This is a genomic window from Spirillospora sp. NPDC048824, assembly GCF_043198455.1.
In the GTDB taxonomy this organism is placed as follows: domain Bacteria; phylum Actinomycetota; class Actinomycetes; order Streptosporangiales; family Streptosporangiaceae; genus Spirillospora.
The window spans coordinates 35294-53432 of sequence record NZ_JBICUS010000005.1 but is presented as its reverse complement, the minus strand read 5'-3'; the positions used below and the strand labels follow the sequence as shown (position 1 = coordinate 53432).

Annotated in this window: 18 protein-coding genes; 9 read left to right on the top strand and 9 right to left on the bottom strand. The window is 70.9% G+C overall.

Going from position 1 to position 18139, the window contains the following annotated elements; genetic code table 11:
- The first annotated feature begins 339 nt into the window (after positions 1–339).
- Positions 340–1152 (top strand): CPBP family intramembrane glutamic endopeptidase, encoded by an 813-nt coding sequence (locus ACGFIS_RS11375; RefSeq protein WP_392970413.1) that lies wholly within the window; start codon positions 340–342, stop codon positions 1150–1152.
- 326 nt (positions 1153–1478) lie between these two features.
- Here ACGFIS_RS11375 and ACGFIS_RS11370 read toward each other — a convergent pair whose 3' ends face one another.
- From ACGFIS_RS11370 to ACGFIS_RS11360, 3 genes are all read right to left on the bottom strand, one after another.
- Positions 1479–2444 carry a metallophosphoesterase gene (locus ACGFIS_RS11370; RefSeq protein WP_392913039.1) on the bottom strand — a complete coding sequence of 322 codons (966 nt, stop codon included), beginning with the start codon at positions 2442–2444 and terminating at the stop codon, positions 1479–1481.
- Positions 2445–2818: 374 nt separating this feature from the next.
- Positions 2819–3910 (bottom strand): hypothetical protein, encoded by a 1092-nt coding sequence (locus ACGFIS_RS11365; RefSeq protein ID WP_392913038.1) that lies wholly within the window; start codon positions 3908–3910, stop codon positions 2819–2821.
- 189 nt (positions 3911–4099) lie between these two features.
- Complete coding sequence (locus tag ACGFIS_RS11360; RefSeq protein WP_392970410.1) at positions 4100–6187, bottom strand: tetratricopeptide repeat protein; 2088 nt, start codon at positions 6185–6187, stop codon at positions 4100–4102.
- On the opposite strand from ACGFIS_RS11360, the gene ACGFIS_RS11355 reads away from it, so the two are divergent.
- The 5 genes from ACGFIS_RS11355 (at position 6159) to ACGFIS_RS11335 (ending at position 9887) form a co-directional block, all read left to right on the top strand.
- Entirely contained in the window at positions 6159–6761 is a 603-nt protein-coding gene (locus ACGFIS_RS11355; RefSeq protein WP_392970407.1) for a class I SAM-dependent methyltransferase, read from the top strand. The genes ACGFIS_RS11360 and ACGFIS_RS11355 overlap by 29 nt on opposite strands.
- A gap of 165 nt (positions 6762–6926) precedes the next feature.
- Positions 6927–7703, top strand: coding sequence for an ATP-binding cassette domain-containing protein (locus tag ACGFIS_RS11350; RefSeq protein ID WP_392913035.1), 777 nt, complete (start codon positions 6927–6929; stop codon positions 7701–7703).
- Positions 7704–7705: 2 nt separating this feature from the next.
- Positions 7706–8470, top strand: coding sequence for a hypothetical protein (locus ACGFIS_RS11345; protein WP_392970404.1), 765 nt, complete (start codon positions 7706–7708; stop codon positions 8468–8470).
- Between the two features lie 124 nt (positions 8471–8594).
- Entirely contained in the window at positions 8595–8780 is a 186-nt protein-coding gene (locus tag ACGFIS_RS11340) for a hypothetical protein (RefSeq protein WP_392913033.1), read from the top strand.
- 363 nt (positions 8781–9143) lie between these two features.
- Positions 9144–9887: an SDR family oxidoreductase gene (locus ACGFIS_RS11335; protein WP_392970401.1), complete on the top strand. Its 744-nt coding sequence runs from the start codon at positions 9144–9146 to the stop codon at positions 9885–9887.
- A 31-nt stretch (positions 9888–9918) separates the two neighbouring features.
- On the opposite strand, the gene ACGFIS_RS11330 is transcribed toward ACGFIS_RS11335, so the two are convergent.
- Positions 9919–10110 carry an SAM-dependent methyltransferase gene (locus ACGFIS_RS11330; RefSeq protein ID WP_392970398.1) on the bottom strand — a complete coding sequence of 64 codons (192 nt, stop codon included), beginning with the start codon at positions 10108–10110 and terminating at the stop codon, positions 9919–9921.
- On the opposite strand from ACGFIS_RS11330, the gene ACGFIS_RS11325 reads away from it, so the two are divergent.
- The gene (locus ACGFIS_RS11325) at positions 10094–10300 is read left to right on the top strand and encodes a hypothetical protein (protein WP_392913030.1); all 207 of its coding nucleotides are present in this window, start codon (positions 10094–10096) and stop codon (positions 10298–10300) included. The genes ACGFIS_RS11330 and ACGFIS_RS11325 overlap by 17 nt on opposite strands.
- A 40-nt stretch (positions 10301–10340) precedes the next feature.
- Here ACGFIS_RS11325 and ACGFIS_RS11320 read toward each other — a convergent pair whose 3' ends face one another.
- Positions 10341–11624 carry an MFS transporter gene (locus ACGFIS_RS11320; RefSeq protein ID WP_392913029.1) on the bottom strand — a complete coding sequence of 428 codons (1284 nt, stop codon included), beginning with the start codon at positions 11622–11624 and terminating at the stop codon, positions 10341–10343.
- Complete coding sequence (locus ACGFIS_RS11315) at positions 11621–12805, bottom strand: PLP-dependent cysteine synthase family protein (protein WP_392913028.1); 1185 nt, start codon at positions 12803–12805, stop codon at positions 11621–11623. Before ACGFIS_RS11315 ends, ACGFIS_RS11320 begins: the two co-directional genes overlap by 4 nt.
- A gap of 1270 nt (positions 12806–14075) precedes the next feature.
- Between ACGFIS_RS11315 and ACGFIS_RS11310 the strand changes: the two genes are divergently transcribed.
- Positions 14076–14588, top strand: a complete 513-nt coding sequence (locus ACGFIS_RS11310; protein WP_392913026.1) for a TetR/AcrR family transcriptional regulator — start codon at positions 14076–14078, stop codon at positions 14586–14588.
- 670 nt (positions 14589–15258) lie between these two features.
- On the opposite strand, the gene ACGFIS_RS11305 is transcribed toward ACGFIS_RS11310, so the two are convergent.
- Entirely contained in the window at positions 15259–15750 is a 492-nt protein-coding gene (locus tag ACGFIS_RS11305; RefSeq protein WP_392913025.1) for a nuclear transport factor 2 family protein, read from the bottom strand.
- Complete coding sequence (locus ACGFIS_RS11300) at positions 15747–16622, bottom strand: TIGR03619 family F420-dependent LLM class oxidoreductase (RefSeq protein WP_392913024.1); 876 nt, start codon at positions 16620–16622, stop codon at positions 15747–15749. The genes ACGFIS_RS11305 and ACGFIS_RS11300 overlap by 4 nt, the downstream gene beginning before the upstream one ends.
- Before the next feature lie 177 nt (positions 16623–16799).
- Between ACGFIS_RS11300 and ACGFIS_RS11295 the strand changes: the two genes are divergently transcribed.
- On the top strand, positions 16800–17738 hold the full coding sequence (locus tag ACGFIS_RS11295; RefSeq protein ID WP_392913023.1) for an IclR family transcriptional regulator: 939 nt from the start codon (positions 16800–16802) through the stop codon (positions 17736–17738).
- A 26-nt stretch (positions 17739–17764) separates the two neighbouring features.
- Here ACGFIS_RS11295 and ACGFIS_RS11290 read toward each other — a convergent pair whose 3' ends face one another.
- Complete coding sequence (locus tag ACGFIS_RS11290) at positions 17765–18067, bottom strand: flavin reductase family protein (protein WP_392913022.1); 303 nt, start codon at positions 18065–18067, stop codon at positions 17765–17767.
- Positions 18068–18139: the final 72 nt, after the last annotated feature.

The following is an 18139-nucleotide window of genomic DNA, read 5'->3' as shown; positions in this document are numbered from 1 at the left end:
CCGCACTGCCGAACGGACTCGCACAGTGACCGTAGCGTCCGGTGCCGGCTGCGCCGTCCTCCCAGAAGAGGGCAGAGGGTAGCTCGCTCGGGGGACCCGCGGACACGGCAACTGCTTACTCGCTGGTGACTACTCACAGTGTTCGTCGGCCGTAGCTTCTCGGTGTCGAGAACGGAAGCCACCCGCAGAGGGCGGGGCCTTGAGGAGGAAGCCATGACATTCAGCGACCAGCAGTCACCGCGACCGGCCGGTGCCGGTGTCCACCCGACCGGCTCTACTGGGAAGAACGCCGACCGCCGCCCCCCGCGGTGGGCGGCGTCAGCGTGGGTTCGTCTGCCGGTGCTGTTCGTGCTGATGCTGGTCGTCACCTCGATCATCAGTGCGATCAACGGCGCCGCCGACGCCACTCCGCTGACCGCCCTGATCGCCGGGGTGGCCTGCGGCGGGCTCGCTCTGGCCGGCTATGTCTGGGCGGTGCGTTACCTGGAAGGCCGCCGCACGCTCCAGGAGTTGGCCCCCGCACAGGCCCGGCAAGGACTGCAGCGGGGCGCCACCCTCGGCCTGGGCCTGTTCACGGTCACCATCGCGCTGGTCGCGATGTTCGGCGGCTACCATGTCCACGGCTGGGGCTCGATCGGCGGCGCGCTGACCACGCTGGGCGTCATGATCGGTGTCGCGGTCGTCGAGGAGCTGACCTTTCGCGGCGTGCTGTTCCGGGTGCTGGAGGAGAAGACCGGGACGTGGGGCGCGCTGGCCGTCTCCGCGCTCTTCTTCGGCGGCCTGCACCTGGTCAACGAGGACGCGACGATCTGGGGCGCCCTGGCCATCGCCGTCGAGGCCGGGCTGATGCTCGGCGCGATCTATGCCGCCACCCGCTCGCTGTGGTTGCCGATCGGCGTGCACCTGGCCTGGAATGTGGCCGAGTTGGCCATCTTCGGCACCAGCGTCTCCGGCTCCGGAACGGGCACCGGCGGCCTGCTGGACGCTTCGGTCAGCGGCCCCCAGGCATTGACCGGCGGCGCCTTCGGCCCCGAGGCCAGCATCTTCGCCATCCTGGTGTGCATCGTGCCCACCGTGTTGTTCCTGCGTGCCGCCAAGCAGCGCAACCGGATCCACACCCGCGCCGAACTGGCTCGGGCAAAGCAGCACTGACGTCGGCCAGGCCATCGAGAACCGGCGAGTCCAGGGGGCAGCCCGGTTTCGAAACCGCCGAGCGGACAACGAGCGAACACGACAGGCATCGCGATGTGGCGGCTCGTGCGATCAGACCGGGCGCGATGTAGGTGGAGGGGCACGTCCAGCGGAGCGGCGTATGAGTCACCCGTCGCGGTCGCGTCGAGGGAGGAGTTGCCGTTGCGGATTAGCGCGCCCGTGTGCGGACGAGCGTCTCCCGGCCAGGGCCGGCCGATCGGGTTGAGGACCCAAGGTCGGCCGCTGGGTCAGACCCCGCCGGAAGGCGCTCGTCTCCATCGTCACTGTCAGTCGGCGGGGACCGTCTGGGGCTCCCAGGTGAACACCTTCGGGTCGTTGCGGTCGGCCGTGACGCGGAGCCACTGGGAGGCGGTGGCCCCGAAGGTCTCCAGGCGCGTCAGGTTGGGAACCCCGGCGTACGCCGACTCCACCTCGTATCGGTGTTCGTCGCCGTGGACGAGCAGTACCGGCTTTCCGTAGGCCCTGGAGTGCTGGACGATGCGCTCCCTGATCTCGGCGAATCCGGGCGTCGCCGTCGGCTCGGCCTGCATCATCAGCAGCACCCCCGAGGCATGGGTGCGGTCCGCCCTGGCGAAGGCCGCGTCGATCCAGTCCAGCGCGGCGGCCTTGCGGTCCTCGAACTCGGCCAGCCGCGGCGCGGGCCGGTCGCCGCCGGGCAGTTGCGACCACGGTTCCAGGTCGTTCTCGCTGCCGACGACGTGCACGGTGGAGAACACCACCTGGCCTCGGCTGAACATCACGTTCTCGCGGTAGGCGCGGTGCCGGGGGTCGGTGGCCTGGCTGAACACGTGCATCCGCTGGCGGCCCAAGGTCTTTCCGGGCACGGGGTAGAAGACCTTGCGGACCTTGTCGAGGCGTTCGGTCGGCAGGTAGCCGCCGGCGGCGGTGCGGTGGCAGTCGGTCCACTCGTTGTCGCCGGGCGTCAGCACGAACGGGGCGCGGAAGGTGCCGAACAACTCGGCCAGATCCGCGAACCGGGCGTTGTCGCACGTCGACGAGCCGTTCTTGACGTCGCCCGCGTGCAGGACGAGTCGGATCTTCCTGTCGTCGTTCACGGCCGAGACCAGTGCCGGGAAGGCGGCTCGCTGGGTGTCGCCGTAGGGCGTGTCACCGATCAGGGCGAATGTCACCGGACGGTCGCGCTGGGCTTGCGCATCGGCAGTGCCGGGGAGGACCAACCCGATGGCGGCGGCGGCCGCCGCGACGTGCGCCGCCCGAAGGAATTTCTTCATGGGCAATTCTCTGCGCGTCCGAACCAACGCACCATGACCGTCGGATGGCCCGGCGACGACGGCCGGCCGACACGGTGGCGCCTCAGCGGCCGCGACGACCGGTGGCCCTGTCCGCGGTGGCGTCCACGTGCCGGCTGTCTATGACGGCACCGACACCGACTCCGCATATGTGGAGGCCATCCGGGCCCACAACGCAGGCAGCGGCGCGGTCTCCTCCACCCCCGCAGCCCCGAGCAGATCGCCCGCTACCTCGACGGCCTGGAGTTCGTGTTCTTCGTGCCATTCGATTGGCGGCGGCGCTGAGGAGAGCCGTCCCGGCGCGAACCACCGTTCGGGGGACGAGCAGCTTTGAGCGCCGGGGCCGGGCTGTCGGCTCATTCCCGGTGCGGGAAACCCCACAAATGGAGGGCGGTCTGATCCTTGGAGACCGTGCACCAGGCGTCTTTTCCTGCCGACAGGGGAGACCCCGAGACAGGGAAGGGGTAGACGACCGATCCTCGCAGGGCCATTGTGCGCGGGTCGACGAGCCAGTGGCGGGGGACCTCCGCGTAGTACTCGGTGCCGACCACGGCGATGTCGTCGTACGGGAACGCCGCTTCGAAGTCCCAGCGAACACGGTCGTCTCCCGAAGGAGGGGGGACGGCATCATCGGCGTTCAGCCGCCGCAGTTCCATGCCATCTTCCCCCCGGTGGAGATAGAGGGCCCACTGCCCCGTATCCGTCGTCAGGAAGTGCTCCCCGGACGGACTCACCGCGAGAAAGACCTCCTCGACGAATCGCTGGACGGTGAGCTGCGTACCATCCCAGCGTCCCCACAGCACGGGCGAACTCTCCTCGCCCTCCGCGACGGACAGCCCCATGTACGCCGGATCGGGGTGAGGAAAGTGGAAGGAGCCCGATCCCACGGTCATCGTCGCGACCCGGGCCAGCAGCGAGCCGTCGGCGGCGTCGAGGATCAGCCACTCCTCCTCGATGTCGTGCCCCGTGTGGCTGCGGACGTGAGCCCACAGGACCTTGCCGTCGGAGGAGAAGGCCGCCGAGCCGCTGTCGGCGTGGCCGTGGTGGTAATCGTCGGCGTACTCGGAGAACGAGGCATGGGCCGTCGTGCACACGGCGGCGGACCAGCAACCGTGGCGGATCTCCCACAGCACGGCGCCGGTCGAATCCACGGCCCGCAAGGCGTGCACGCCGGCGAACACGGCGACATCACCGGCGGGGGAGACCGCCACTGAGCCGTACCGGCGAGGCCACGGCGCCGGAAAGCGGACCTCCGCCCCCGCCCCCTCAAGATCGCGGACGGCCAGTTCGGTGTCCCCGCGCTGCACCAGCAGCCTGCGCCCCGGCCAGTGCAGTACCCGTGGGCCGTCCGCCGAGGCGGGGTCGAGCGGAGCGGCGGCGGTGACCAGGAGACGGGCGGCGAACCGGGCGGCTTCCTCATGGGTGGCATCGGGCGTCACAGCCCGCATGCTTCCACACCCGCCGGACGGTGCATCCGGCCGGCGCACCGGCCAGAGCCGGCGACCCCGCTCGCAACCCTCACCGCCGGCCCGGCAGCCACAGAGGTCACGGGCGAACGCGGGTGCCGAGGCGGTCCAGGTCGCGCGGTGGATCAACGAAACCGAGCAGGGACGCGCCCGGCTGGAAGGGGCCGCGGCTCAGTCGTTCAGCCTGGTGAGCAGTATGCGCGCCTGGTCGGCGAAGCCTTCGTGGCCTGCGTCCAGGGCGCGGGACAGGTGGGCGGCGGCCGCCGGGAGGTCGCCCTGGGCGTGGCGGATCTCGCCGGCCCGGTAGGCGGACTCGCCGATCAGCTCCGCGTTGTCGGTTCCCATGGCCAGGCACAGCTCGTAGAACCGGACGGCCGAGTCGCGGTCACCCTGCCAGTACGCCAGCTCGCCCAGGTGCGCGGCCGCCATCGGCCCGTTCCCGGCGGAACCGGAGTCGATCACGGCCTGGTACCAGCGGAGCGCCTCCGGCCAGTCGCGCGCCTGCTTGGCCAGCGAGCCGAGGTACATCTTGGCCATCTCGACGACCTGGTCGCTCCGCCCGCCGGGGGTCTCGATCGCGGCCAGGTAGAGCTCGCGGGCGCGGGCCGGGTCCTCCTCGTGGTACGTCCGGCCGAGGGAGAGGCGGGCGTGCTGGACGACGTGCGAGTCGCCCTCGATGAGCGGCGTCAGGATCTCCCGCGCCTCCGCGTACTCGCCCGCGTCCACCAGGTCGTCCGCGCGCAGCCATCGCGCGGCCGGATCCGGTGTGGCGTCGCCGTCCGAGGGGTCGACCAGGCGGCTGCCGGCGATGAGCTGGACGGTCTCGTCCGGGTGGCCGGCCAGCCGCTCGAAGATCTCCCGTGCCCGGTCCGGCTCGCCCACGGTGCCGCACAGGTCCGCGAGCCGGATCTCCTCCTTCGGTTCGAGCGGGAATCCCAAGCCGGCGTCGAGGTAGCGCAGCGCCGCCGCGGTGTCGCCCGCCTCCGCCAGTTCGGTCGTCCGCGCTTCCACGACGCCGATCGCGAGGTCGCGCTTGCCCGTCCGCGCGGCGAGCGTAAGCGCTTGGACGGCCAGATCGTGCCGGCCGTCGCCGTAGGCGCTGTTGGCGATGCCGAGCAGGTTGTTCGCGGCGCCGTCGGCCCACTCGGCCACGTCGTCGTCCCCGTTCATCAGGGCGACTTGGGCGAACGCCTCGCACGCAGTGGCGAGGTCACCGCTGAGCACCGCGATGTTCCCCCGGTAGGTGACGGCCTTGGCCCGCAACCGCTCCGTGCCGGCCGCGGCGAGGACGTGCTCGACCTCCGCCATGGCGGTCTCCGTGTTCCCCTGCCGCTGGAGGAGCCGGGCGAGATCGAGGCGCAGTTCGCCGGGGAACTCGGACTCGTTGATCACCTGGGCCGCGGCGATGCCCAGCCGGAACTCGCGCATGGCGCCGTCCAGGTCGTCCTGCTTCTCGCGGAGCAGGCCCAGCAGCCGGTGGCCGTGCGCCACGGTCAGCGGATCGCCGGTCGCGGTGGCGCGGTCGGCGAAGAGTGCGGTGTCCGCTGGCCGGTCCTGCTCGTACAGCGTCCGGATCAGGTGGCGGAGCGCGGTGTGCGCGGCCGGGTGCTCGATGGCGGCGGCCCGCTCGTAGGCGTGGACGGCCTCGTCAGCGTCGTCCGCCAGCGAGCCGAGTTCGTTCCACGCCCGGACGGCCTGCTCCGGCGGCGCCATCTCGGCGACCGGCCTCAGCAGCCCGCGGGCGCTGTCCGGATCGGCCTCGGCGCGGGCCATCGCGACCGCGATGACCGTCTGGCACGCCGCCTCGAAGTGGCCGGTGTTCCGCAGCTCCGCGAGGACGACGATGGCGGCGCCGTCCCCGCCGGTCAGTGCGGCGTACAGCGCGGTCAGCTCCGGCCGTGCGGCGGGCAGGTCGTGGAGCCGGATCCGGTCCGGCTCGCCCGCGAGTTCCAGCCCGAGCGCGTAGTAGGCGTGGGCGTTGGGCACGTCGGCGTCCGCGGTGCAGAGCAGGGACGCCTCCTGGACGATCGCGAGTACCTTGGCGTGCTCCCCGGCCTCGGCGGCCTGGGCGAGCAGGCGCATGGCGGTCTCGTGGTCACCGGTGGCGGCGGCGTGCCGGGCGAGCTCCGCGTACTGCGCGCCAGGCGAATCGGGCGGGCCGTCCACCGGAAAGGCCGCGGCGCTCCTGCGGTAGACGCGTGCGGCGGCCCTGTCGCCGTGCTCGTCCGCGGTGGCCGCGTACTTCTCGGCGATGCTCACGGCGTCGCCGGGCGCGCCCCCGGCGGCGGCCAGCCACAGGGCGCGGGCCGCCAGGGCCGGGTCCCCCTTCTCGTCGGCGAGGGCGGCGACGGTCCTGGCCGTCGAACCCGAACCACACCTGCGGCGGCTGGCCGAAGCCGCCGCGGCGCGGGCGCCCGTCCACGCCGAGGTGATCGACGGGGCCGCCGACCGGCTCCCGGCCGCCGACGCCTCCTGCGACGCGGCCGTCGTCTCGCTGGTGCTGTGCACGGTGCCCGACCCCGCCGTCGCGCTCGCCGAGATCCACCGGGTGCTGCGCCCCGGCGGGCAGTTGCGGTTCCTCGAACACGTCAGAGCCGACACCCCCGCCCGCCGCCGCGTCCAGCGCCTGGCCGACGCCACCGTCTGGCCGCTGCTGAACGGCGGCTGCCACACCGGACGCGACACCGCCGGCGCCATCGAACGCGCCGGATTCACCGTCACCCGACTGGACCGGCTCACCACCGCCGACACCGGTATTCCCGCCCCGGCCGTCCCGCAGATCCTCGGCACCGCCCAGCGGCCCGCCGACCCGCCGCCCGCGAGCACGCGATGAGCGCAACGCAGACGCCGGGCACCGGGTCCGCGATCGAGGCCCGCAACCTGACCAAGCGCTTCGGTGCCGTCACGGCGGTCGACGATGTCAGCTTCACAGTGGAGACAGGCTCGATCACCGGGTTCCTGTGGCCCCAACGGCGCGGGCAAGACCTCGACCCTGCGCATGCTGCTCGGCCTGGTCACCCCCGACTCCGGGCGGGTGAGCATCAGCGGCCGGCGGTACACCGACCATCCCCGGCCCGGTGATGAGGTGGGGGCCGCACTGGAGGCCACCGGGTTCCATCCCGCCCGCAGCGGCCGCGACCACCTGCGCGTGTACTGCACCGTCAACCGCTACCCCCACGCCCGCGCCGACGAGGTGCTGCAGCAGGTCGGACTGGCCGAGGCGGCCCGCCGGGCGGCCGGTGGCTACTCCCTGGGAATGCGGCAGCGTCTCGCCCTGGCCACCGCGCTCCTCGGCGACCCGCGAATCCTGATCCTGGACGAACCCGCCAACGGCCTGGACCCCGAAGGCATCGCCTGGCTGCGGCGCTTCCTAAAACAGTTGGCCGCCGACGGCCGGACCGTCCTGGTCTCCAGCCACCTGCTGGCCGAGGCCCAGCAACTCGTCGACCACGTGATCATCCTCGACAGGGGACGCCTCGTCCGCCAAGGGCCCCTGGCGGACCTCGGCCGGCCACTCGCCACCACCACGGTCCGCAGCCCCAGGGCCGCCGCACTGGCCACCGCCCTGGAAACGGAACTGAACGGCTCCGGACCGGCCGCGGCACGGGTCGAGCACACCGGCCCCGGGGAACTGACCGTGATCGGGATACCGCCCGAGGAGGTCGGCCGCCTGGCCCACCGCCGCGGCATCGAACTGCACGAGCTCACCAGCACCGGCGGCGACCTGGAACGGATCTTCCTCGCGCTGACCGCCACAAGCCAGGAGCAGACCTGACGATGACCCACCTCCTCATGGGCGAGTTCCACAAACTGGTCACCACCCGGCTCTGGCTATGGCTGCTGCTGGCCTCCATGGCGCTGACCGGCCTGTACGCCACCTTGCTCATAGGCTTCTCCGACGACGGCGACACCTGGACCCCGCCGCTCTCGACCGCGGCCGGTCAGCAGACACTGTTCGCGGTCGCCGCCGGCGGCGCCAACACCCTGGTCGCCGTTCTGGGCGCCATCTCCATCACCGGCGAGTTCCGGCACAGGACCGCCACCGCGACCTTCCTGGCCACCCCGCACCGCAGCCGCATCGTCGCCGCCAAACTCATCACCTGCGGCATCACCGGGATCGGCTACGCGCTGGCCTGCCTGAGCGTCGTCACCGCCATCGCGATCCCGTGGCTGGCGGCCAAGAACATCAGCCTGACCCTCACCGGCAACGGACTGCCCGCCACCATGCTCGGCGTCATCACCGACATCACCATCTTCGCCCTCATCGGCGTCGGCGTCGGCGCGCTCGTCCGCAACCAGGTCGCCGCCGTCGTCGCACTGCTGATCTACCGGTTCGTCGCCGAGCCGATCCTCACGGGCGTCCCCGCCCTCACCGACTGGACGATGTACCTGCCCGGTTCGGCCTCAGCCTCGCTGACCCAGATCTCCCTGACCAACCAGCAATTCCTGACCCCATGGCAAGGCGGACTGGTCCTGGCGGGTTACGGCGTCGCCTTCGCCGTGGCCGGAACACTGACCTCGATCCGCCGCGACATCACCTGAACAGCCACACGCTCTCTCCGAAACCGCCCTCTGCAACCGACCCGCCCGCTGCGATCAGCGGCCGTGACACAGGACGGCCCCACAGCCCAGCCGACGCCCGCCTCGGCAGCGTTCCGGCGCCCAGGTGGCGGCGAACTGGTCGAACAAGGCGGTGACGAACCCGCCGCGTCCCCGCGTCCAGGCACGGCGCCGCGAACCTCGCCGCACACGAATGCGCGGCGACGCAACGGGCATAGGCGTCGCCGTGGACGCGGAGCAGGTGCGGCTCCTCGACCGCACGGATGTGCAACTCGATCGCGCGGCCCGGTGACCGGGCGCGATGCGGGGCTGCCGACGCGGAGCCAGAGAGGGGCATCATCAGCCTGCCGTATGTCGAAACGAGATACTGCTCGAATTATGGACGTTCTCGCCAGTAAACGGCAGTGCATCAGCGGAGCCGTCCGCGCTGGATGTCGATAGCCGGCATGCGCGCGCCGTGGACGGAGTAGCAAATATCTGGAGGAGTTGTGCCGCGCCCTGGCCGACCACCAGCCCAGTGACGGCCACGACGACCTGGCCATCCTCACCCTGCGCACCCCCACCACCGGGCCATGACGGGTCATAACGCCCGCACACGCGGGCATGAGTGATCCGACAGCAACACCGGCAAAGGGCAACCAGCCCGGGGGCGACAATGGACCTGGACGGCAAAGCGGCGATTATGACCGGCGCGGCACGCGGCATCGGAGCCGCGATCGCCACCGCGCTGCAGGCCGACGGCGCCCGCGTAATGATCATCGACGTGCTCGACCGCGACGGTGCGGCCCTGGCCGAACAGCTGGGCGAGCACGCCGCCTACGTACACGCCGACGTCACCGACCCGGCGCACTGGCACGCTGCCGTCAGCGAGACCGAACGGCTGTTCGGCCCGGTGGCGGTCCTGGTCAACAACGCCGGAATCGTGGAATTCGGTCCCATCGCCGAGCAGCCGGCCTCCTCGTTCCGCCGCGTGATCGAAATCAATCTGTTCGGGGCCTGGCTGGGCATGCGCACCACGCTGCCGTCCCTGCGCCGCGCGGGCGGTGGCTGCATCGTCAACATCTCCTCCACCGCCGGCTTGATGGGATACGCCGGCCTTGGTGCCTACACCGCCAGCAAATGGGCGCTGCGCGGGCTGACCAAGACTGCCGCCCTGGAACTGGCCGCCGACCGCATCCGGGTCTGTTCGGTGCACCCTGGCCCCATCCACACCCCCATGACCGCCGGCATGGACGACGCCGTCACCGCCGCCCAGCCGATCCCCCGCTTCGGCGAACCCGACGAAGTCGCCCGGATGGTGCACTTCATCATCACCGGTGCGACCTACTCCACCGGCAGCGAGTTCCTCGTCGACGGCGGCGCCGTCACCGGCATCACCCCGCAGGTGACCCCGCACTGACATTGTTCTCCGCGAGCTGCAGCCACGGTCCTCACCCGGTCGCGCACACCGGGTCGACGGCGTAATTTTTCTTGCCGTCCAATAGGTAGTCGTAGATCCGGGCCGGTGAGGCCTTGTCGGTGTCGATGGGCAAGTCGGCTGCCTGCTCGGGGGCGAGCGGCACCAGGGTCGGGCGGGGCTTGTAGTCCAGGCCCGGGTCATTGCGGGTGATCTGGGCGGCCACCGGGCACCTGCTGCTGGCCGCCGGCCTCGCCGGCTACGCCGCCGCCCACACCCTGCCCGTCCTCCTGGCGGCGACGGTGCTCTGGAGCCTGGGCGATCTGCTGCCGCGCTGTGCACACCGCACCCGCCGCGATCACCGACCGGAACAGGCCCACTCCCGACCCCGAGAACCGAACATCTCCTCGTCGTGATCCCGACACGCAAACCGACCGGCCGCACCTGCCCGGGTCGTCACACGCGGACGGAATCACGTGGGCGATCGGGCACCGGAGTCAGGTGCCCGGTGCGCGCGAGAGCCCGGATCGCCAGCGCGCAGGCCAGGCCCACGAGCGTGAGCGTCCACCACGGCAGGCCGGGCATCCCGGCGTCGCGTCCGGCATCGAGCGCGGCGCCCGTGAGCATGTTGCCGATCGCGATGCCCGCTCCGGCCACGGTGTTGTAGAGGCCGTAGTAGGTGCCGACCATCTCGTCGCCGCCCAGGGTCGCGATGGTGGCCATTTCGAACGGGTAGGTCACCATGGTGGCCAGGGTGAGCAGACCGGTGCCGGCCAGGATGGGTGTGATCGCCGCCGTGTAGTCGAGGAACCCGGTGACGCCCGCCTGCGCGTCGGAGGTGGCGGCCGCCAGGCCCATAGGGACGAACGAGAGTCCCATCAATGTCAGCCCGCGGGCGAGGGCCTGGGCAGGTGTCCAGTGTGCCTTGACCCATGAGGTGACACGGACCTGTCCGCTCACGGCGAGGGCTCCGGACACGACGAACACGAGTGTGACGCCGAACTCCCCGCCGGTCACGCGGCGAACCTCGATGGGCAGCCCGAGGTAGACCTGGAAGTTCAAGACGTAGGACCCGGCCATCGCCAGGGAGAACAGGACGAAGGCGCGGTTGGACAGCGCCGTCCGCCAGTCCTTGACCACCGAGCCGCCGGCGCCCGCGCGGCTGCCGCGCCGGGCGGGCAAGGCCTTTGCCTGGGCGACGGACAGTACCGCGAACAGACCGGCCGCCACCAGGCAGGTGACCCGGAACGCGATGCCGCCCAGCAGCAGCCCGATGAGCGGACCGACCAGGATCCCCAGCTGGTAGAAGACGTTGAACGCCGCGAAAGCCTCGACTTTCCGGTCACCGGCCTCATGCGCCAGGTACGCGCGCACCGCGGGGTTGAACAGCGCCCCGGCGAGTCCGGTGAGCGCCGAGGCCAGGATGAGGACGGGCAGCGCCTCGGCGACGCCCAGCAGCGCGAACCCGACCGTGCGGAGCGCGAGCCCCACCAGGATCATCGGCTTGTAGCCGAGCCGGTCGGCCAGGCTTCCGCCGACCAGGAACATGCCCTGCTGGCTGAGGTTGCGCACGCCCAGCGTCAGACCTACCAGCCAGGCCGCCATCCCGAGCCCGGTGGACAGGTGATCGGCCAGGTAGGGCATCAGCATGTAGAAGCCCAGGTTGATGGTGAGCTGGTTGACCATCAGCAGCCTCACCGGCCGGTCGAACGACCGGAACTGGGTGACCGTGGCCCTCACAGTCCCGCCCCCGCCCGGGCGCCGGCGGGAACCGTCACGTTCGCGCAGCGGGTCCAGCTGGTGACCTCGCGTTCGGCCGGATGGGCGAGTTCATCGGGCTTCTCGGCCGGGACGACGCCCAGCAGCCCGTGCCGCGAGCAGTACGCGTCGTCGAAGACCGTCCCGAAGTAGCGCTGCGGCCCGTCGGGGAAGACGGCCGCGATGCGGTGATCTCCCGGACCCGTCCGGGCGAGCCAGGACGCGACCAGCGCGACGGCCCCCACGCTCCACCCGCCGGTGGCGTACCTTGCGCGGGCCAGCATCCGGCAGGCCCAGACCGCCTCGCCGGGCGCGACCCAATGGACCTCGTCGAAGGCGTCGTAATCCACGTTGCGGGGGTAGATGCTGCTGCCCAGCCCCCGCATGAGCCGTGGCGCGGCGGGCTGCCCGAAGATGGTGGAACCGACGGTGTCGACTCCGACCAGGCGCATGTCCGGGTACATTCGCCGCAGGACGCGGGAGACCCCCGCACTGTGGCCTCCCGTCCCGACGCTGCAGACCAGCACGTCGATGCGACCGGCCTGTCCCGCCAGTTCCAGCGCCAATCGCTCATAAGCGGCCACGTTGTCCGGGTTGTGGTACTGATCGGGGCAGAACGCGCCGGGCTCGCGTTCGCGCAACTCCCGAACCCGCTGTCGCCGCGCCTCCTGCCAGCCGCCGACCGGATGAGGGGCCGGCACCACGTCCACCCGGGCGCCATGAGCGCGCAGCAGATTGATCATCAACGGTTCCAGACCCGGATCCGTCACCAGCGTCGCCGGGTGGCCGTAGGAGATGGCCGCGAGCATGAGACCGAGCCCGAGGGTACCGCTGGTGGACTCGATGATCGCGCCGCCCTGTGCCAGCTCCCCGCGCTCGCGAGCACGGGCGATCATATGGAGCGCCGGACGGTCCTTGATTCCGCCGGGATTGGCGCCCTCGATCTTGGCCCAGAACCCGTTCTGCGTCTGTCCGAGCAGGTCGGGAACCCACAAGACGGGCGTGTTCCCGACAAGTCGGGCGGGCGAGTGGTATGTGTCGGCGCCGACGAGGCGACCCGAGACGGTGAGGATGTCCAGCGTTTCATGATCGCGCAGATCGGTGGTGTCCAACGTTTCTCTCCCGAGACGCGGCTCGTACAGGTAGCGGCGAGAAACGGTCATGCTCGACGCCTTCCCGGCGGACGTGCCGAGAGGGGTGGAACCGTCGCGGGACCCGTGAGCCCGGAAGGTCAATGCCGACGCATGACCGAGCTGATCACAGCCGGGCCACGCAGAGCACGTTCAGGAGCCGGACTCCGCTCAGGGGCCGATGGCAGCCGCATCGTCGGCGTCGCGCGTTCGAGGCCAGGAGCGATTCGACTTTGCGGGACGCTCCCAATGACCCCACCACGAAGAGGACCCCGAAGAGCATCAACGCCAGACGGAACGGTTCGGGCGACAACGCGGACCCGTCGCAGTCGCCATGCGGTGCATGGGGGAGATGGTCGACATCCGCATCACCCTGGGAATGCCCGGCTGGCGCATGGAAGTGAGGAACCGGGCTCGAGGACGACGGTGCGAGGTGCGTTCCCGAATGCGCCGACCCGTCATCGTGGACGCTGGGCAGACACAGGACGAAGTACAGCGACGACACGGCGATCAGCAACAGCGAAAGGCCATGCCCCGTAGCATGACCTCGCTCAGTTTGTTGACCGACCGCAGCGATCACGTGGCTCAGTGTAGTCATGTGCACGTTTGCTCGTGCGCTGAGTCACTCTGCTGGGCCGCTCCGCACGGTCCGGAGAGTATGGCCGGACCCGTCGGCGGACGGTAGCTGTGTCGGTGCAGGCCTGGTCGTTCACGACGCTGCAGCGCTGTCCTCGGCGGTAATCTTCCCGGAAACTCCGCAACCCCGGCGCTCCGCCGGAACTTCCGCATAGAGGACAACGGCCTGCGCCTCCTCCGCTCCGCCGCCTGGCCGCGCCCCCGCCCATAGGCCTGCTCAAGCCTCAGGGGGCATCTGCTCATGACATCCCACCCGGGTGACCGGTGGCGGGAACCAAGAATCGCAAGGCGAATGGTCGGCAAGAACAAGGCAGATGCCCCTCGGTCACCTCCGTCACCGTGCCGAAACGGTCCAGCCGACGGCCCGGCCGTCCAACACGCCAGCGCGATGATCGTGCCCGGATGCCCCCGGCCTGGCGGCGCGTACTGGGTTGGACCAGGCTTGCCGACAGGGGCATCCGCGGCCGGTCCCCGGCCGTCACCGTGCGGCGGAATGAGGATGCCCGAGCCCTTCGCCGTGCTCGTCGCCTACTGGAGCGGGCAGGTTGTTCGTGAACACGGCGTATGGTGCTGAATATAGTGTTCCGAAACTTCGAGGGCGTTGATGCCGGCGGCAGGGATGGACCGCAGGGTGCGGCGGACTCGGGAATCTCTTCGCCGTGCGCTGGTGGAATTGATCCTGGAGAGGGGCTACGACCGGATCACCGTGCAGCACATCATCGACCGTGCGGATGTCGGCCGCTCGACCTTCTACGCGCACTACACCGACAAGGATGATCTGCTGCTCAGCAACCTGGAGGACTTGGCTGCGGCGTTCGATGAGCACATGGAGCGCCATATGGCCAGCCGTGCCCAGCCCAATCCGGTGCTGGCCGCGTTCCAGCACGCGGGCCGCCAGCGTGAGGTGTACAAGGCTCTGGCCGGCGAGCGGGGCGCGGAGGTGATGCGGGCCGGGCTGCGCAGCCGGACCAAGCAGGTCATGGCGCGGCAGATACCGCAGTTCCTGCCCCACCGGGACGGTGCGGTGCCGGTGGAGGTCACGACGGAGTTCCTGCTGACCTCGCTGCTCGGCCTGCTGGTGTGGTGGCTGGACAACGACGTGCCGTACACGGCCGAGGAAATGGCCGAGATGTACATGCGCCTCATTGCGCCGGGAATTGAAGGCGCCTACGGAATCTAAACATTTCTGCTGATCTGTTCACTACCGCACTGATCAGTGTTGATCTCGTGGAGGGAGGCGGCCAGAACGGTCGCGGCTGGGGCTGGACTTGTGCTCGACGACCGGAAGGCAGCTGGACGCCGCGAACGTGCGGAGGGCGTTCCGGCTCATCACCAGGAAGGCGAGGATCGGGGAGTCCTGGTCTCCGCGCGAGTTGTGTCACTCATTCGTCTCGATCACGAGTGACGGCGGGGTGCCATCGAGGCGATTGGCGATCTGGGCGCGCACTCCTCCCCGGCGGTCACCGGGTAGGTGTACCGGCACCAGCTCAGTCCGAGATCGCCAGGCGCGCGGGTCGCCGCGCTACACCGCCTGCTACGAAGACCTCAAAGGCAAGATCACATCGGCCGGGACCTTCTCGTCCCAGAAGGAGGCCGACAAGGCCTGGCAGCGCGCCGAGGCCGAGGTCGGCAAGGGCAGGGACCTCAACCTCAACCTCAACCTCAAGCGAGGACGGCAGACCTTCAAGAAGTACGTCGAGGAGACCTGGCTGCCCAACCACGAGGTCGAGCCGACCACCATGCAGAGCTACCACTACTCCATCTACAAGCACGTCATGCCCGACGGGCGGTGCTGCTCGGCCGTACCCCGCGGCCGGAATGGATCAAAAGCCCGAGATAGGCCCTCTCGGTCAGCGGTGGCGGACGGCCTCCGGAAAGTGGGAGGCGAGGAGGTCGGGGGATTCCGCGCGGCCGTCCAGGACCCGGTTGGTGCGGTTGACGGCGCGCCAGCCGTGCTCCGTACGGCGCAGGTGCCAGTGGTTGGCGGTGGCGCGGCGCAGGATGAAGCCGTCCCGGTTGACGATCATGAGGGTGCAGCCGACGGCGGTGGCCTCGTCGCCGTCGAGGGTGACGTGCGGCGGGCCGACGAAGTGGGCGCAGCCGCCGGCGATCCAGCGCTGGTGGTTGGACGAGCGGACCATCCCCTCGATCTCGGGCCGCCCGGTCATCAGGATCTCGTCCACGTCGTAGACGCCGCCGGGCTCCCACAAGGCGGCGACGTCGCCGGCGCAGCCGCTGTCGACGAGGGGGCCGTAGGACAGGATCAGGCGGGTGATCTCCCGCTCGTCCTCCAGGGCGCGGAGGCGATCTTCCAGGGCGGCGAGGCGGGATTCCACGGTCACAGCTTCTCCTCGAAGGTCAGGCCGTAGCCGCCGGCCAGATCCCGCAGGGCCGCCAGTTGCTCAAGGTAGTGCGCCGCGGACGCGGACGCGAACTTCACGCCGGCGATCGTGGCGCCCGCGTCGCGGAGCCCGGTGAGGGCCGTGCTCGCGGCCTCGGGGTCGGCCAGCGGGTCCAGCGGACGGGACGGGGCCAGGACCACGTCGAAGCCGGGCGGGACGTCGGCTTCGCGCAGCATCTCGGCCAGGGTCTTCAGCGGGAGGCCGAATGGCACCCAGCCGTCGGCGGTCAGGGCGCGGCGCAGGGACCGTCGCGACCGGCCGCCGATCCACAGCGGGACGTGCTCCTGGACGGCGTGCGGCTCCACCACCAGGCCCGAGAAGTCGTAGTGCGGGCCGTGGTACTCGGGGAGGCGCCGCCCCAGCGAGGCCTGGAGAGCGGCCAGGGCGTCGTCGGCGCGGGCGCCGCGGCCGGCGAAGGGGGCGCCGAGCAGCTCGAACTCCTCCTCCAGGCTGCCGACGCCGAGCCCGAGCACCAGCCGGCCACCGCTGACCAGGTCGAGCGTCCCGTACCGCTTGGCGATCGCTAGGGGGTGGTGGTAGCCGAGCACGAGGACCTGCGTGGCGAGCCGGACGCGGGACGTCCGGGCGGCGATGTAGCCGAACGTGGCGAGCGGGTCCCAGTAGACGCCGCCGCGCTGCTCGGCGGCCTCAGCGGGCACGGCGACGTGCTCGCTGCAGGTGACGTGGTGGTAGCCGAGCCGGTCGGCGGTCTCGGCGATCGCCGCGATCTCCTCAATCCCCGCGTCCCGCTCCCAGGCGGCGTTGCCGGGCGGCGGCTGTGCCGCCACCGGCGTGACGATCCCGATGCGCATCGTTGCTCCCCTCATCAGCAGGAAAACGTTCTATCACGTGAGCCGCAGGGACCTGAGCACCGGTTCCAGCGGCTTAGGCTCCGCTGACCTAGGGATACGACCCTCTTCACAGGACACCAAGCGGTTGCTACATTCCAAATAACAAGAATTCATTTCAGTCTGGTTCTGGGAGGTGCGATGACCGAGGCGATGATGCGCGGAGCAGCGGCGCCGAAGGCCATGACGGTGGACGCGCTGCGGGCGGCGACGGCGCGGCGGGAGTCGCCGCCGTCGATGATCGAGCGGATGACGCTGATCCTGGACGCGTTCAACGGGCCGACGGCCCGGCTGACGCTGGAGGACGTCGCGCGCCGCACGCAACTGCCGCGCTCGACCGCGCACCGGATCCTGGACCAGCTGGTCAAGCAGCGCTGGCTCGCGCACCACTCGTTCGGCTACGGGCTGGGCCAGCGCGCGCTCGGCCTCGGCGGGCAGGACGGCGGGCACGGCAAGATCCGCGAGGCGGCGGCCCCGCAGCTGCACGAGCTGCAGGTCACCACCGGGCTCGTCGCGCACCTCGCCGTCCTGGACGGCGCCGAGGTCTACTACCTGGACAAGCTCGGCGGGCGGCTCGCCGCCTCCGTGCCGTCGCGGGTCGGCGGGCGCGCGCCGGCGCACTGCACCGCGCTCGGCAAGGCGATGCTGGCGTGGCTGGAGCCCGAGCAGGTGGACGCGCTGCTCGGCGAGAACATCAGCCGGTTCACCAGCCGCACCATCGGCGAGCTGGGCACGCTGCACCAGGAACTGCACCGCGTCCGGCGGCGCCGGGGCCTGGCGTTCGAGCGCGGCGAGTCGTTCGCCGGCATCTCCTGCGTGGCGGCGGCGATCCGCGGCGACGAGGGCCCGGTCGCCGGCATCTCCCTGGTCGGCGACATCCGGACGCCGCTGGAGAACCTCGCGCCGCTGGTGGTCACCGCCGCCCGCGATACCGCGCAGATCCTGTTCCCCGGCTCGGCGGCCGGCACCGCGCGCCCGCGCGGCCGCCGCTGCGTCCGCCGTGCGGGCGAGGAGTCGACATGGTCGCCGGAGACGATGAACCGGCTGCTCGCCGTGGACGGACGCGGCACCTGGATGTGACGCCGCGCCCGGACGGGGTCGGGCCGTCACCCCCAGCCCCACCGGTCCCCGAGGCCCCACGGGGAGACCGCCCAGTCGAGTCCCGCGAACTTCCGGCCACGGCTGGAGCCGAAGCGCTCGCACAACTCGCGCTGCTCCTCGCCGAGCACGTTCACGCGGAAATGCCCGGCCGTGCGGATCCGCGGCCAGGACCGGCCGCGCTTGTCCGCGCAGAACAGGATCAGCGGCGGCTCCAGCGACACCGACGAGAACGACTGGCAGGCGAAGCCGACCGGCTCGCCGCCGTCGACGGCGGCGAGCACGGTGACCCCGGTGCCGGACTCCGCCATCGCCTTCCGGAGCTCCGCCGGGTCGGGCGCGGGGCGCCGGACGGCGTGCCGCCGGTCTCTGCGGCCCGATGC

Bases quoted from the DNA above. Each gene is read 5' to 3' on its own strand.
- ACGFIS_RS11350 (WP_392913035.1), top strand. From the start codon at position 6,927: ATGCTGCTCGGCCTGGTCACCCCCGACTCCGGGCGGGTGAGCATCAGC.
- ACGFIS_RS11315 (WP_392913028.1), bottom strand. From the start codon at position 12,805: ATGACCGTTTCTCGCCGCTACCTGTACGAGCCGCGTCTCGGGAGAGAA.
- ACGFIS_RS11370 (WP_392913039.1), bottom strand. From the start codon at position 2,444: ATGAAGAAATTCCTTCGGGCGGCGCACGTCGCGGCGGCCGCCGCCGCC.
- ACGFIS_RS11295 (WP_392913023.1), top strand. From the start codon at position 16,800: ATGACCGAGGCGATGATGCGCGGAGCAGCGGCGCCGAAGGCCATGACG.
- ACGFIS_RS11365 (WP_392913038.1), bottom strand. From the start codon at position 3,910: ATGCGGGCTGTGACGCCCGATGCCACCCATGAGGAAGCCGCCCGGTTC.
- ACGFIS_RS11345 (WP_392970404.1), top strand. From the start codon at position 7,706: ATGACCCACCTCCTCATGGGCGAGTTCCACAAACTGGTCACCACCCGG.
- ACGFIS_RS11335 (WP_392970401.1), top strand. From the start codon at position 9,144: ATGGACCTGGACGGCAAAGCGGCGATTATGACCGGCGCGGCACGCGGC.
- ACGFIS_RS11300 (WP_392913024.1), bottom strand. From the start codon at position 16,622: ATGCGCATCGGGATCGTCACGCCGGTGGCGGCACAGCCGCCGCCCGGC.
- ACGFIS_RS11290 (WP_392913022.1), bottom strand. From the start codon at position 18,067: ATGGCGGAGTCCGGCACCGGGGTCACCGTGCTCGCCGCCGTCGACGGC.